Source organism: Methylobacterium aquaticum (genome assembly GCF_016804325.1).
Lineage (GTDB): Bacteria > Pseudomonadota > Alphaproteobacteria > Rhizobiales > Beijerinckiaceae > Methylobacterium > Methylobacterium aquaticum_C.
In genome coordinates this window covers 623,849-637,816 of sequence record NZ_CP043627.1, presented here as the reverse complement: position 1 = coordinate 637,816, position 13,968 = coordinate 623,849, and the positions used below count along the sequence as shown (strand labels likewise).

Sequence of the window (13,968 nt, the reverse complement as noted above, 5' to 3'; positions counted from 1 at the left end):
GGTCGTTGCAGCTAAATTTTCGCAAGTCAAACAGGCTCTGAGATCCGGGCGTCGTGCCGATCGACCGAAACTGAGGGTTCGTTCGATTGGTCTCCACAGATATCAAACCAACCGCGTCATTCCGGGCTCCGCCATGCGGCCCCGGAATGACGCGGAGGGTGGCGATCATGGTGAGAATCGTCGTTCGGCCGGTCAGAACCGCACCACCTCGCTGCCATTCACCGCCCGCACCGTCCCGCTCGGCCGCTCGCCCGTTCCGGTGAAGGCGAGGCGTCGCTCGCTCCCCGGCGCCAGCGGGAACCAGTTGTCGGACGGGCGCCCCTCGCCGTCGAGCACGACATGCACCCCGAGGGCGTACCGCTCCGCCGCGATCCGCAGCGCGACCAGGTCGCCGTCGTCGACGAGGGCGGCGGACAGGCCGATCTCCCGCGGGGTCGCGTCCCGTCCGGCCAGGTGATGGAACGCCTCGGCGAGGACCGTCCCGTCGGCGCGGGTCAGCCGCAGATGCGCCAGGTCGTGCGCCGCCGGGCCGAAGCGATAGGCGGCGGTCGCGTCGAAGAAGCGGCCGAGCAGGGCGGCCGAGGACAGGGCGACCGTGGCGCGCGGCGCGAGCGTCAGGCTGCGCTCGCCCTTGGCGGCGACCTTGCCGGCGGCCGTCGTGAAGGCGAGCGTGACATGCGCCTCGATCGGGTCCGCGGTCTCGTTCAGGAGATGCGCGTGGAGGCCGTTCAGCCCCTCGTCCGTGAGCAAGGCCTGAACCGGCCGGAAGGCGCGCTTGAGGGCATACCAGGCCGATTTCGGCCGGCCGGTCACGTCGATCACGCCCCAGCCGGCGCCCGGCGCGAGGTCGCGGTAGAGCCAGACCAGGCCGCCGGCGGTGACCGAGCCGGCGCGGCGCCATTCCGAGACGGTCGCCTCCATCACCTCGGCGACGGCCGAGCGGCCGAGGGTCAGGTAGCGCTCCGGATCGTCGCGCCGTAAGGATTCCGGATCGACGCCGTAGAGCGCGCCGACATAATGGTCGCGCACGCCCTCGAAATCCCAATCGGCGCCGCGGTCGCGCGGCACGCCCAGGGCCCAGGCGGGATCGCGCGGATCGGTCAGGCCGGCTTCCGCGAGCGAGACGGGCTCCGGCACGTTGGCGAAGGCCAGGCACTCGGAGGCAAAGCGCACCTCGGCCCGGCGCGCATCCGCGAACGGGCGGCAATAGGCGCCGACACCGTAATAGTGGGTCACCCCGGCATCGGTGGAGAACGGCAGGTCGCCGCCCGACGGCGAGTTCGGCACCACGACGAGGTCGGGCCGGATCTCCGCCGCGGCCTCCCGCACCATCGCCTCGACGGCCCTTGCGCGCCAGACCGATTCCGGAAAACCCAGCATCGCCGCCTGCTGCTCGACCTCGCTGCCGCCGCCGACGACGCAGAGCGAGGGCGAGGCCTGGAGCCGGTCGAGGAGCTGCGCGATCTCGGTCCGGAGTGCCGAGCGGAAAGCCGGATCGTCGGTCGGATAATCGAAGTTGGCCAGCATCAGGTCCTGCCAGACCAGGAGGCCGAGTTCGTCGCAGAGATCGTGGAAGGCTTTTGCCTCGTACAGCATCGTGCCGCCGACCCGGATCATGGTCATGCCGGCCTCCACCGCGAGGCTTAAGGAGGGGGCGTAAGCCGCGCGGTCGCCCGGCAGCCCGACGAGATCGGGCGGGGTCCAGCAGGCGCCGCGGCAGAAGACCGGCACGCCGTTGACCGCGAGGCTCAGGCCCTCGGCGAAGGGGCGGGTCTGCGTGATGGTGCGGAATCCGACCCGGCCGAGATCGAAGGTCTCGCCTCCGGCCGCGACCGTGACGGCGTGCAGCCGCGGCTCGCCATGGGTGTGCGGCCACCACAGGGCGATGCCCGGCAGTTCGAGCCGGCCCTCGAACCGGCCGGGCGCGGTCTCGGCCAGCACCGTCTCGCGGCCGTCGCAGCGCAGGGTGACGGGACCACCGGCCTCCGGGAGGCGCAAGCCGAGGCTCAGGATCCCGGTCCCGTCCTCGACGCTCGCCCGCAGGTCGATCTCGCCCGGCTTGGCCCCCTCCCCTCTCCGGGTGATCGGCCGGTACGGCCCGACGGCATCGACGCTCGGACACCAGCCCGGCATGAAGCCGAGCAAGGTGGTGCGGGCGTGGCGCAGCGATCCGGGCGTGGCGAGCTGGGGCCGCCAGCGGCCGCGCTTGTGCGGTCGGGCGAGGTCCTGCGCCAGCGAACGGAAGGCGAGCGCGAGGGTGTGGCGGCCCTCGAGATCGACCGCGAGCTCGTGAGCGAGGAACATCGAGCGGGAGGCGAGCAGGAGCTCGGCATCGAGCCAGACCTCGCACAGCGTCGCCAGTCCCTCGAAACGCAGGATCTCGTGGCCTCGCCCTTCGATCTGCGTGCGATACCAGATGTCGGAGCCGTGCAGCGGCGTTGGCGCGCGGTCCGACCAGCGTCCGGCCGCGCGCAGGGCGCCTGCCGCGGTGCCGGGCACCGGGGCGGGGATGAAGCCGGCGAGGTTCGTCAGATCCTCGGGCCCGGTGCAGGCGCCGGGTTCGGTGACGATCATGTCCCACGGCCCGTCGAGGGGCCGGTCGACGGTGCGCAGAAGGGCCATGCTGTCGGTCGGAGCCTGCTCGGTGGAGACGGATGGACATCGATCACACCCAAGACCTCATCCTGAGGTGCGAGCATGGCTCGCCTCGAAGGAGGGCTCCAGAGATCTCGGAGACTTCTGGAGCCCTCCTTCGAGGCCAACCGATCTTCGATCGGCCGGCACCTCAGGATGAGGTCGTCGGTAGGATCGACAAGGACATCGGCGAGGCTGTTCCCCGCCGATCATGGATGCCCTCACTCCGTCGCGAGCGCCCGGTCGAGCGCCGCGAACACGGCCGCGTAGGTCGCCTCGGCCGCGGACAGGCGCTCCGGCAGTCCGGCGAGCTTGCCGCGGGCGAAGGCGCGGGCGAGCTGGAACTGGAACGCCTTGGCCTCCTGCGCCAGCCGCGTCGCCGCCTCCGCCGCCTCGCCGAACGGTCCGGCCTCGGCCTGCGTCAGCCACGCCAGATGGCTGCCCAGAAGCTCGAAATTGGCCCCGAGCTGGCGGGTGGTGTTGAAGGCGTAGGCGTGGAAGGCGGTGAGCGGCCGCTGCACGAAGGCATCCGGCTTGCTCGCCAGCGCCTCGCGGAACGCGGTGACCGGGTTCCGTTCCGGCGCGTGGCCGCGGTGCCGGCGCAGCAGGGCCAGGGCGGCGCCCGGCAGCTCGGCCGGGCTCAAGGCTCGGCCGCACGGCTTCACGAACTCGGCGTAAGGAAGCAGCCGGCCCCTGGCGAAGATGCCGTCGTAATCGGCGCCTTCGAGCTGGAAGCGTCCGGCATTGTGGACGTAGTCGAGGACGCGTCTTTGCGGATCGAGGGCCAGGATCGCGATCGTGGTCTTCGAGGCCTCGCGGCCATAGGTGGTGCCGGCGGTGTCGGGGAGGAAGAAGGCGTCGACCTCGACCAGCACCGGCAGGCCGCGGGCCACCTGGACCAGGCTGTGGCTTTCCAGGTCCTCGTAGAGCGCCAGTTCGAGGATCTCCAGGCCGTAGAGCGCCTCGATGTCGGCGGCCTTCGGCTTGAAGAAGGTGAACTGGTCGCCCTCGAAATCCTGCCGCAGGGTGAAGCCCAGCATCGCCTCGGGGTGTAAGCCCCGCAGGTGCAGGAGCTCGATCCAGAGATCGACGTAGCAGTTCGTCTCCGGCCAGGTCCGGTCGGCGGCGTGGAGCGCGTGCGGCGTATGCGCGGGACGGGGAGGAATCGGGGCCGCGGACGTCTCCGTCCGCGGCGCGATGGCGTGAGCGAGAGCGGCCGACATCGCAGCCTCAGCCGAAGAGCTGGGCGCGCACATCCGCCGGCCAGGCGTCGAGGTCGAGGCCGTGGTGGCGCAGGAGCGCGAGGGTGATCCGCTCCAGGCCGAAGCCGACGCAGGCCGTGTGCGCCACCGAGCCGTCGGCCTGGGCGATGCCCCAGGTCGTGCCGAAATGGTCCTGGTGGTAGTTGAAGCTGAGGCAGGCGGTCGGCTTGTCCTCGCTGTTGACCGGCACGTTCAGCTCGAACTTCAGCGCCTGGGCGCGCTGGTTGTTGGCCAGCATCTTGCCGGCGCGGCCGAAGAACGGGTCGTTGGCCGGGTCGATGGCGAGCGGCAGGCCGAGGTCGCTCATCATCTTGGTGCCGCGCGTCAGCCACAGCTCGCGGAAGGCCAGAACCTGCTCGGGCGTGCCCATGCGGACGTATTCGCGCATGCGGAACAGCTGCATCCGGGTCGGCTCCAGCGACGGCTCGTGCCGGAAGCAGTAGGATTGCAGGTCGAACAGCAGCCCGCCCTCGGGCAGCCGGCCGCGGGCGGCGGCGACCGGATAGAGCGGGTAGCAGGCGGCCGGGGTCAGGACGATGTCGGTGGCGGCCTGCTTGGCGGTCCAGTCCTCGCCGGCATCCAGGCAGGCCAGGAGACGGGCGTGGTCGGCCTCGTTGCCGCAGAAGCTGTGCACCGTGCCGGCGAGGTGCGGGAAGCCCTTGAGGTAGCCGCTGCGCTCGAAGCTGGAGCGGGCCATGCCGGGCGGGAAGCGCAAGGCCTCGGCGCCGTCGGCCCCGCCGATGCGCGAGACCAGGCGGTCGAGGGCTTCGACCACGCTCTCGAAGGCGCCGGAGCGGCCGTAGAGCCCGTCGACCCCGGTGCGGATCAGGAGGCCGCGGTCGAACAGGTTGTCGAGGAACGAGCGCGGCGCAGGCGCGGCGTCGTCGATCGCCTCGGCGGCAGCGGGCAGGAGATCGGAGGAGAGGCTCTGGTCCATCACGCGCTCAGGAGCTTGCCGCTGCCCTTCTGCACCAGCAGAAGGTTGGCGGTGTTGGAGAGGATGCGGTCGTTGTTGATCATCAGCGGCGCCGAGAGGACGTCGCGCAGCTGCCGGCCGAGGCTGAACGGGGTGCCGTTCTTGTAGCCCATGATGCCGACGACGCTGAGCGCCCGCTGCACGATGTCGACGGCCTGGACCGAGACGGTGGTCTTGACGTTGTTGAGCATGATCGAGAAGCCGATCGCGCTCAACGCATCGGGGTCGCCCTTGGCGGCCTCGTAGCGGGCGAGCCCGGCGACCACCGTGCTCTTCATCGCCTGGAGCTCGTTGGCGGCTTCCGCCAGGCGCAAGGCCCCCGGAGGAACCTGGCCCGGCTTCTTGCGCGCCTCGGCCTGGACAAAGGCGCGGGCGCGGTCGACCGCGTAGCTGCTGATGCCGAACCACACGCTGCCCCAGAGCAGGTGCGAGGCGGCGAGCATCGATTGCGCGGCGATCTCCGCGAAGGGCTTCTGGAGCACCTGGGCCACCGGCAGGCCCTCGGCCTTGAGCACGAAGCCGTCGCTGCAGGTGCCGCGCATGCCGAGCGTGTCCCACACGCTGGTGCGCTCAAGCGTGATCTGGTCGGCGAGCAACGCCACCAGCACCTGGTCGGAGGTCGCGGCCTCCGTGTGGCGGCGGGCGGTGGCGAGGATCAGGTCGGCCTGCGCGCCGTAGGAGATGACGCTCGCCTCCTTGGTCAGGCGGAACGTGTCGCCTTGCGCCTCGACGGCGCAGAGGCTGTTGCGCAGGTCGCCCCCGATGCCGGCCTCGGTGGTCGAGGAGGCGATCAGCATCTGCTCCGCGGCGATCCGCTCCATCAGCGTGCAGTGCCAGGGGCTGTCGAGCCCGTGGGTGACGAGGCTCGCGAGCTTGATGTGGTGCATGGCGAACACCATCGCGGCGGCCGAGCAGGCGCGCCCGAGGACGGCGCAGAGCTCGGCGATCTCGCTCATCGAGGCCCCTCCCCGCCCAGGGAGCGCGGGACCTGGATGCCGAGCAGGCGCTCGGCCTTCAGCGCGGCGACCGCCTCGGCCGGGAAGCGGCCCTCGCGGTCGACCGCGTCGGCGTGGCGGGCGGCGTGTTCCGCGACGCGCTTGGCCCGCGCGTCGAGGTCGCCCGCCGGGGCCGGCGTCGCGGCGGGCAACGCCGCCGCGACCTCGACGTGCATGTTCATGCGGCCTCCTGCTGGCGCAGGCCCGCCACGGTGTCCCGGATGATGTGGATCGTCGAGAACGAGCGGCGGCCGAGCGCCGAATCGGGAAACTCGATGTCGAACCGCTCCTCGAGGGCCAGCATCAGCTGCACGGAGCCGAAGGAATCCAGCCCTTTCTCGAACAGGTCGTCGTCGTCCGACAGCCCGTCGACGACGCCCTTCAGCGATTCCAGCGACTTCAGCACGTCCCGGATGTCGGAGATCTCGACCATGAGGCACCACCTTCCTGTTTGAGACAAGCATCCCATTCGGCAGATGAGATTGCAATCTCGGGGCCAATTCTTGGTAAATTTTCGCGTGTCTATTTTCGGGAATTTTCTGTTCCACTGCGGGGCGGCGGGGTCGATCCGAGTGGATATGGGACACTACACTCCGGACAGCTTAACGGCTGGCAAACCGCCGGGCCGATCTTGGGAGGAAGTTCCGTCAAGCTTACGGATTTCGCCGAGAGGATTAAGCCTGCTGCCCGTCGCGGTCTCCGCGATTGCACGATCCGGTGGTTTGCCGTGGCGGGGTGACCCTGGTCCCTATGTGCCGACGCCGACCGGGACCCTAGCGCCGGGCGAAGGCGCGATGAAGCGGCCGACGCCGCCCCATTTCGAGGTAGCCCCCCTGCCGTCCGGAGGGGGCCCCGTGTCTGACCGGGGGAGCGCGGTGCCGGTAAGCCCCCTCCCCCGCCCTGCGCCCCTGCCGCCGGACGCTTGCGCCAGGCTTGCGCCGATGGCGGCGCGGCGATTGCGAATCGGGGCCGAAACGGGCCAATTGCAGTTCGAACGCCAAACCGGCGAATTTTCTGCAAACAGGGCAAGCGAGGATGAATCAGCACACCCCGCCGCAACCTCCCGCCCCGGTCGCGCCGGCCGCGATGATCGGCGCCCACGCGGCGACGCTGCGGGCGCAGCTTCAGGCGATCTCCTCGGGCCTCTTTCCGCCGATCGCCGCCAAGGGCCTGCGCCGCTTCACCTCGACGGAAGCCGCCCGGATCATCGGCGTGACGGTGTCGCGGCTGCAGCAGCTCGCCGCCGACGGGCTCGGGCCGCAGCCGGAGGTGTCGGCGAACGGGCGCCGCTCCTACACGCTCGCCGACATCCACGGCCTGCGCGCCCATCTCGACGAGAATGCCCGGGGTGGCCGGCGCTACCAGCCGCGGCGATCCGGGGCCGAGCACCTGCAGGTCGTGGCGGTGGCGAACTTCAAGGGCGGGTCGGGCAAGACCACCACCACCGCCCACCTCGCCCAGTCGCTCGTGTTGCGCGGCTACCGGGTGCTCGCCATCGACCTCGACCCGCAGGCCAGCCTCTCGGCCCTGCTGGGCGTGCAGCCCGAACTCGATGTCGGGGCCGACGAGACGCTCTACGGCGCGATCCGCTACGACGAGGCCAGGCCGCTCAGCGCCGTGGTCCGCTCGACCTACTTCACCGGCCTCGACCTGGTGCCGGCCAACCTCGAACTGATGGAGTTCGAGCACGAGACCCCGCGGGCGCTGAGCCGCCGCCGGCCCGGCGAGCCGCTGTTCTTCGACCGGGTCGCCCACGCGATCGAGACGGTGGCCGAGTCCTACGACATCGTCGTCATCGATTGCCCGCCGCAGCTCGGCTATCTCACCCTCTCGGCGCTCTGCGCCGCGACCTCGCTGCTCATCACGGTGCATCCGCAGATGCTCGACGTCGCCTCGATGAGCCAGTTCCTGGCGATGACCGAGGATCTGCTCGGCGTGGTGGCCGAGTCCGGCGGGCGCCTGCAATACGACTGGCTGCGCTACCTGGTGACCCGCTACGAGCAGCAGGATGCACCGCAGACCCGCATCGTCGGCATGTTGCGAACCCTGTTCGAGGATGCGGTGCTGACCGCGCCGATGCTGAAATCCTCGGCGGTGTCGGATGCCGGCCTGTCGAAGCAGACCCTCTACGAGATCGGCCGCGAGAGCGTGACGCGCTCGACCTACGATCGGGCGCTCGAATCGCTCGAGGCGGTCAACGGCGAGATCGAGGGCCTGATCCGCCGCGCCTGGGGCCGGTCATGAGCCGCAAGTCGAACCTCGACGCGCTGTTCGGTGCAAAACCGGCACCCAAGCCGGCGGACAAGCCCGCCACTCCCGAGGCTCCGCCGGCGCCGGAGCCGGAGGTGTTTGCAGCTGCAAACCTGACTCCAGCCGAACCCGAGTTTGCAGCTGCAAACCCCCGCGCGCCGGAGCGCAGCCGCAGCGGCGCGGTGCGGGCGATGAGCAGCACCCTGCGCGGGCTCGCCGCCCGGGCCGATGCCGCGGCGGAGATCGAGACCGGGACCGTCATCGTCGAGATCGAGCCGGAGCGGATCGACGATTCCTTCATCGCCGACCGGGTGGCCGACGCCAACGATCCAGGGTTGGCCGCCCTCGTCGAGAGCATCCGCGAGAGCGGCCAGCAGGTGCCGATCCTGGTACGGCCGCATCCGGACAGCCCGGAGCGTTATCAGGTCGCCTATGGCCGGCGGCGGATCCAGGCGGCGCGGCACCTCTCACAGGCGGTCCGCGCCGTCGTGCGTCCGCTCTCGGATGCCGAGCTGGTGGTGGCCCAGGGCAAGGAGAACCTGGAGCGGCAGGACCTGAGCTATATCGAGCGGGCCTTCTTCGCGCTCCGGCTCGAGGAGCACGGCTTCCCGCGCGCCACGATCACCGCCGCGATGGGCATCGGCAAGGGCGACCTCTCGACCCTGATCTCGGTCGCCCGCACCGTCCCGGCGGACATCGTCCGGGCGATCGGCCCGGCTCCGGCCGCCGGGCGGCCGCGCTGGATGCTGCTCGCCGAGCGGATCAAGGCGGCTGCGCCCGGCCGGATCGCCACGCTCCTCGCCGAGCCCGGCTTCCGGGAGAAGCCGACCAACGAGCGCTTCGCCGCCCTGCTGAATGCGCTCTCGCCCCCCGCGGCGAAGCGAGCCCCACCGCAGGTCTGGAGCGACGAGGCCGGTCGCGGCATCGCCCGGATCGAGCGCACGTCCGACCGGGTCGCCCTGTCCTTCGACGAGACCGCGGAACCCGGGCTCGCCGATTACGTCCTCGACCGGCTGCCCGAGATCCTGGCCGCCTACCGCGCCGGCCGCGCGCGGCCCTGAGACCGGCCAGCCTCATCTTCCGGCCGGCCGGGAACCGAAGAGCCGTGCCGGGCCTCTTTCGGGACAGCCCCTGTCCCCGTCGAGGCCCGCCATGCGCCACATCCCGTCGACCCTCTTCACCCTCGCCGTCCTGTTGCCCGCGGCCGCGTCGGCCCAAGATGCCGCCGCCACGCAGGCGCGCCGGGTCTGCGAGGCCAAGGCCGATCAGGGTGGAATCACCGGCGACAACCGGGCGACGTATTTGCGGGAATGCGAGGCGGGCGAGCGCCTGGTGCGGGGCGAGGCGCCGCGCTGAAGCGAACGGCGGCGGGCCCGGCGCGTTGAACCGGGTACAGCCATGAGGCCATGGAGCACCCAATGACCGATTGGAGGCCCATCGATCGCGCGCCCCGGGACGGGCGCTGGATCATCGCCATCCACCGGGACGAGCCGGACCGGCGCGCCGTGATCCGCTGGGATCCCGGCCGGCTCGGGGATGGCCGACCCTGGCACGTCGCCACCACCGATTACGGCTACGAGGCGGATGCCTTCACCGACTGGACGCCGTTCCCGGAGCCGCCCGAACCGGGGCAGGGGGCCTGACCGGCCCCGGCGAGCCGGCGCAGCGCCGTCGAGGAAGCTGTCGCACGCCGCGCCGTGAAGAGCCCGATCGCCCACGAGACACGACAGGACGGCTCGTCTGCGGCTCCGGCGCGCGTCCCACCCGCGACCTCGTCCTGAGAGCCTGTTTGAGCAGGATTCCTACCCAATATTTGAGGCGGACGGGATCATCCTACCCGCTAACCTCATCCTGAGGTGCGAACGAAGTGAGCCTCGAAGGAGGGCTCCAGGGATCGCCGAGGCTTCTGGAGGCCTCCTTCGAGGTCAGTCGATCTGCGATCGCGTGCGATCTCTGATCGCCAACACCTCAGGATGAGGTGGAATGGTAGGATATCTCCTGATTTTTCTCAGTTTTTGTCAAATCACGCTGCTCAAACAGGCTCTGAGATGGAGGGTCGGAAATCCCGATGCCGGCAGGCTTCGCGTCTGTCATCGACCGCGCCGACCACGCAGGCATCACTGCCGGGGCAACGCAAGACAACCCGCTCGCGGTCGCGACGGGGGTCGGCCTGGTGATCCTGATCGTGGTGAAGCGGCGCGGCAGCGTCGGCCCGAATCCGGCGAGGCCTGGAACGGCGCGAGCTTGCCTTCGTCCCTTTGGCCGGATTGCGCGGCCCCGTCTGCATGTGGGACAAAACGGAAGCACCGCCGCGATGGCGTCGCGGCGGTGCTTGCCCTCAGCGAGGGCCTTCCTCCCCAGACTTCGAGCCGCTCTCGAGGGCGGCCTGTTTCGTGTCTGTGATCACAGTCGTACCCGGCGATTCACGGTCGCACAAGCACAATTGTGCGTCATTCCCGGGCATCTGGCATTTTCCTGCGCAAATTTCGGGGCAGGGGAGGGGGCTCCCGAAGCCCCGTCCCGATGGCGGAGCGCCCCTCAGATCGGGTGCGCCGCATGCCCGGTCGGCTCGCGCCGATCCGTCTTCGGCCCACCGGGATCCGGCCGGATCCGCACCGGCACCGATTTCGCCGCCGGCGTCCCCGACTGGATGTCGTGGTGCGAGAGCGCCATCAGGGGGTTCATCTCGGGGTAATAGGCCCCCAGACATCCGTCTGGCAGGGAGAACGGCGTCACCGTGAGGCCGGTCACCTCGCGGGTGATTCCGTCGCCGGCATCGCTGACGAGGGTGACGACCTGGCCCTCGCTCAGGCCCGCGCGGCGGATCTCGCCCGGGTTCATCAGAAGCACGTCGCGGGTCCCCTCGATCCCGCGCAGGCGGTCGCTGTAGCCGTAGATCGTGGTGTTGAACTGGTCGTTCGACCGCATGGTGATGAGCCGATAGCGGCCGGGCGCGTCCTCGAAGCCGGTCGCCGACATGACCTCGGGGGCAGTGAACTCCGCCTTGCCGGTCTCGGTCTTCCAGATCCGCTCGCGGGCCGAGTTGCCGCGATAGAAGCCGCCGGGGATCCAGAGCCGGTCGTTGAAGTCGTGGAACTCCTCCCGGTAGGTCCTGGCGATCTCGTCGCGGACCAGGCCGTAATCGCCGACCCAGGCATCCCATGTCACCTTCGGGTTCGGCGCCAGGGTCGCCTTGGCGAGCCCCGCCACGATCGCGACCTCGGACTTCAGGAAATCGCTCGCCGGGGTGCGGCGGCCTTGCGAGCCGTAGATGCAGCTGAACGTGTCCTCGATGCTCACCGCCTGCGGGCCCGACGCCTGCTTGTCCTCCTCGGTGCGGCCGAGGCAGGGCAGCAGGTAGGCGATCTCGCCGTTGACGAGGTGCGAGCGGTTGAGCTTGGTCGCGACCTGCACGGTGAGGCGCATGCCCGTCCAGGCCTTCTCCATCCGGTCCTGGTCGGGGATCGCCCGCACGAAGTTGCCCCCCAGCCCGATGAAGGCCCGGATCTCGCCCGACAGGATGCCCTCGCAGGCCTCGACCGTGTTGACGCCCTTGTCCCGCGGCGGCTCGAAGCCGAATTGCTCAGCCAGGCGATCGAGCGGCACCAGTTCCGGCTTCTCCGAGATGCCGACGGTGCGCTGGCCCTGGACGTTGGAGTGTCCGCGCACCGGCGACACCCCGGTGCCCTCGCGCCCGATATTGCCCTTCAGCAATAGCAGGTTGACCACCATCGCGACGTTCTCGAAGCCGTGGACGTGCTGCGTCAGCCCCATGCCGTAGAAGGCGCAAACCCGCTCGGCCTCGACATAGACCTGTCCCGCCGCCTCGATATCGGCGCGACCGATGCCGGATTCGCGCTCGATCTCCTCCCAGGGGGTCGCCCGGACCTTCGCCTCGAAGGCGTCCAGCCCGGTCGTGTGCCGGGCGATGAAGTCGACATCGAGGATGCGGGTGCCCCGCGCCTTGGCGGCGTCGTCGGCGGCGAAGACGTGCTTGCACAGGCCGAGCATCACCGCGATGTCGCCGCCGGGCCGGACCTGATGGTACTGCGCGCTGATCTGGGTCGAGGAGCGGGTCAGCATCTCGATCGGGCTCTGCGGGTTGGTGAAGCTCTCGAGCCCCCGCTCGCGCACGGGGTTGAAGGTGATGATCTTCACACCGCGTTTCGCGGCTTCCTGGAGCGGATGCAGGAAGCGCGGCGAGTTGGTGCCGGTGTTCTGGCCGAAGAAGAACATCGCGTCGCATTTGGACAGGTCGTCGAACACGACCGTGCCGACGCTGGCGCCGATCACCTTCTTCAACGCCACCGAGGTCGTCTCGTGGCACATGTTGGAGGAATCGGGCAGGTTGTTGTTGCCGTAGAGCCGGGCGAACAGGGCGTAGAGATACGAGGTTTCGAGGCTGGCACGTCCCGAGGAGTAGAACACCACCGATTTCGGGTCGAGCCGGCGCAGCTCCATGCCGATCGCCTGGAAGGCCTCGTCCCAGCCGCAGGCGACGTAGCGGTCGGCGGCGCGGTCGTAGCGCATCGGGTGGGTCAGGCGGCCGAGCTGTTCGAGGTCGTAGTCGCTCCAGCCGCGCAGCTCGGTCAGGGTGTGCTTGGCCAGCGTGTCGGGCGTGCAGCGCCGGGTGGTCAGCTCCCACAGGGTCGCCTTGGCGCCGTTCTCGCAGAACTCGAACGGGTGGTAGTTCGCCGGCTTCGCCCAGGAGCAGGAGACGCACATGAAGCCTTTCGGCTTGTTCTGGCGAAACAGGGTTTCGGTGGCGAGCGGCGTCGCCCATTCCTTGCCGAACACCTCGGCGATGCCGCGCACGGAGCCCCAGCCGCCGGCCGGGCTGTCGTAATGGACCGTCTTCTCCTCGACCGACATGCTGGCTCTCCCGTACGGCCGACGAAGGCCCGCCGCCGACAGGGAACCCGCAGGGATCGGGGAAGTTCGCCGGAACCGGCGTCAGCCGTCCTTCGTGGCGCGCTTCAGCCGCATCAGGGCCCGGTCGAGGGCACCGAGGAAGGCGGAGCGGTCCTTCGGTGAGAACGGCTTCGGCCCGCCGGTCACCGCGCCGGCCTCGCGCAAGGACTGCATCAGGTCGCGGGTGGCGAGCGCCATGCCGACCGAGGAATCGGTGAAGGCCTTGCCGGTGGGGCCGAGCACGCTGGCGCCGGCCTTCACGCAGCGGCTGGCGAGCGGCACGTCGGCGGTGACCACCACCGTGTGCGGCCCGGCCCGCTCGGCGATCCAGTCGTCGGCGGCATCGAACTTGTCCGACACGATGACGCGCTCGATCCACGGCTCGCGCGGCACGTTCAGGAACGCGTTGGCGACCACGACCACGTGGGCGCCGTGCCGCCCGGCGACGCGGTAGATCTCGTCCTTGACCGGGCAGGCATCGGCATCGACGAGGATGGTGAGCGCCGCCATGGCGGTCAGCGGCCGGGATTGAGAAACAGGCTGTCGAATTCCGGCGGCGCGTAGTCCCGCCCGGTGATGTCGGTGATGACGACGTGGTCGTGGCCCTCGGCCTCGAGTTCCTGCGCCTTCTCCAGGGCGCCCTCCGGCGAGGTGCGCTGGTGCGAGAGCGGGCCTGTGGCGGTGTGGGCGGTCACGACGAGGTGCATTGTCATCCTGTGATGGGCGGGGCCTGCGCGCTTATCGCATGAGGATTCGCGATGCGGCGAGCCCCGGCGGAGGAGGCGAGCTCCCGGCGGGGGAGGCGAGCTCCCGGCAGGGGAGGGGGTTTGCCGGCCGAAACGCCGCTCTCACTGCGACCGGCCTCGGTCGGCGCGACCAGGCCAGGGTCGGGGATGAGGGTTAACGATGTGTTGACGGGCGCGACGCCCGAACGCTCCCC

At 70.1% G+C, this 13,968-nt stretch carries 11 protein-coding genes and 1 pseudogene; 4 read left to right on the top strand and 8 right to left on the bottom strand.

Annotated elements, in window-relative coordinates; genetic code table 11:
• Positions 1-192: 192 nt before the first annotated feature.
• The 5 genes and pseudogenes from F1D61_RS02865 to F1D61_RS02845 form a co-directional block, all read right to left on the bottom strand.
• On the bottom strand, positions 193-2,622 hold the full coding sequence (locus F1D61_RS02865) for a glycosyl hydrolase 2 galactose-binding domain-containing protein (protein ID WP_203156426.1): 2,430 nt from the start codon (positions 2,620-2,622) through the stop codon (positions 193-195).
• Positions 2,623-2,855: 233 nt separating this feature from the next.
• Positions 2,856-3,857: a DUF1839 family protein gene (locus F1D61_RS02860; protein ID WP_203156425.1), complete on the bottom strand. Its 1,002-nt coding sequence runs from the start codon at positions 3,855-3,857 to the stop codon at positions 2,856-2,858.
• 7 nt (positions 3,858-3,864) lie between these two features.
• Entirely contained in the window at positions 3,865-4,833 is a 969-nt protein-coding gene (locus F1D61_RS02855) for an amino acid--[acyl-carrier-protein] ligase (RefSeq protein ID WP_203156424.1), read from the bottom strand.
• Positions 4,833-6,043: pseudogene (locus F1D61_RS02850) on the bottom strand (acyl-CoA dehydrogenase family protein). The gene F1D61_RS02855 and the pseudogene F1D61_RS02850 overlap by 1 nt, the downstream one beginning before the upstream one ends.
• Before the next feature lie 2 nt (positions 6,044-6,045).
• Positions 6,046-6,300, bottom strand: coding sequence for an acyl carrier protein (locus F1D61_RS02845; protein ID WP_203156423.1), 255 nt, complete (start codon positions 6,298-6,300; stop codon positions 6,046-6,048).
• Positions 6,301-6,902: 602 nt separating this feature from the next.
• On the opposite strand from F1D61_RS02845, the gene repA reads away from it, so the two are divergent.
• The 4 genes from repA to F1D61_RS02825 all read left to right on the top strand — a co-directional run bounded on the left by repA (position 6,903) and on the right by F1D61_RS02825 (position 9,760).
• Positions 6,903-8,111: a plasmid partitioning protein RepA gene (repA, locus tag F1D61_RS02840; protein ID WP_203156422.1), complete on the top strand. Its 1,209-nt coding sequence runs from the start codon at positions 6,903-6,905 to the stop codon at positions 8,109-8,111.
• Entirely contained in the window at positions 8,108-9,178 is a 1,071-nt protein-coding gene (repB, locus tag F1D61_RS02835) for a plasmid partitioning protein RepB (protein ID WP_203156421.1), read from the top strand. Before repA ends, repB begins: the two co-directional genes overlap by 4 nt.
• Positions 9,179-9,269: 91 nt before the next feature.
• Positions 9,270-9,473 (top strand): hypothetical protein, encoded by a 204-nt coding sequence (locus F1D61_RS02830; RefSeq protein ID WP_203156420.1) that lies wholly within the window; start codon positions 9,270-9,272, stop codon positions 9,471-9,473.
• Between the two features lie 62 nt (positions 9,474-9,535).
• Entirely contained in the window at positions 9,536-9,760 is a 225-nt protein-coding gene (locus F1D61_RS02825; protein WP_203156419.1) for a hypothetical protein, read from the top strand.
• Positions 9,761-10,655: 895 nt separating this feature from the next.
• Here F1D61_RS02825 and F1D61_RS02820 read toward each other — a convergent pair.
• The 3 genes from F1D61_RS02820 to F1D61_RS02810 all read right to left on the bottom strand — a co-directional run bounded on the left by F1D61_RS02820 (position 10,656) and on the right by F1D61_RS02810 (position 13,735).
• A complete protein-coding gene (locus F1D61_RS02820; RefSeq protein WP_203156418.1) occupies positions 10,656-12,989 on the bottom strand; it encodes an FdhF/YdeP family oxidoreductase in 2,334 nt (777 codons plus the stop codon).
• A gap of 81 nt (positions 12,990-13,070) precedes the next feature.
• On the bottom strand, positions 13,071-13,538 hold the full coding sequence (locus F1D61_RS02815) for a YaiI/YqxD family protein (RefSeq protein ID WP_203156417.1): 468 nt from the start codon (positions 13,536-13,538) through the stop codon (positions 13,071-13,073).
• 5 nt (positions 13,539-13,543) lie between these two features.
• Positions 13,544-13,735, bottom strand: a complete 192-nt coding sequence (locus F1D61_RS02810; protein WP_203156416.1) for a hypothetical protein — start codon at positions 13,733-13,735, stop codon at positions 13,544-13,546.
• Between the last annotated feature and the right edge of the window lie 233 nt (positions 13,736-13,968).

Coding starts and splice junctions, on each gene's coding strand:
- F1D61_RS02865 (WP_203156426.1), bottom strand. CDS start 2,622: ATGGCCCTTCTGCGCACCGTCGACCGGCCCCTCGACGGGCCGTGGGAC.
- F1D61_RS02860 (WP_203156425.1), bottom strand. CDS start 3,857: ATGTCGGCCGCTCTCGCTCACGCCATCGCGCCGCGGACGGAGACGTCC.
- F1D61_RS02855 (WP_203156424.1), bottom strand. CDS start 4,833: ATGGACCAGAGCCTCTCCTCCGATCTCCTGCCCGCTGCCGCCGAGGCG.
- F1D61_RS02845 (WP_203156423.1), bottom strand. CDS start 6,300: ATGGTCGAGATCTCCGACATCCGGGACGTGCTGAAGTCGCTGGAATCG.
- repA (WP_203156422.1), top strand. CDS start 6,903: ATGAATCAGCACACCCCGCCGCAACCTCCCGCCCCGGTCGCGCCGGCC.
- repB (WP_203156421.1), top strand. CDS start 8,108: ATGAGCCGCAAGTCGAACCTCGACGCGCTGTTCGGTGCAAAACCGGCA.
- F1D61_RS02830 (WP_203156420.1), top strand. CDS start 9,270: ATGCGCCACATCCCGTCGACCCTCTTCACCCTCGCCGTCCTGTTGCCC.
- F1D61_RS02825 (WP_203156419.1), top strand. CDS start 9,536: ATGACCGATTGGAGGCCCATCGATCGCGCGCCCCGGGACGGGCGCTGG.
- F1D61_RS02820 (WP_203156418.1), bottom strand. CDS start 12,989: ATGTCGGTCGAGGAGAAGACGGTCCATTACGACAGCCCGGCCGGCGGC.
- F1D61_RS02815 (WP_203156417.1), bottom strand. CDS start 13,538: ATGGCGGCGCTCACCATCCTCGTCGATGCCGATGCCTGCCCGGTCAAG.
- F1D61_RS02810 (WP_203156416.1), bottom strand. CDS start 13,735: ATGCACCTCGTCGTGACCGCCCACACCGCCACAGGCCCGCTCTCGCAC.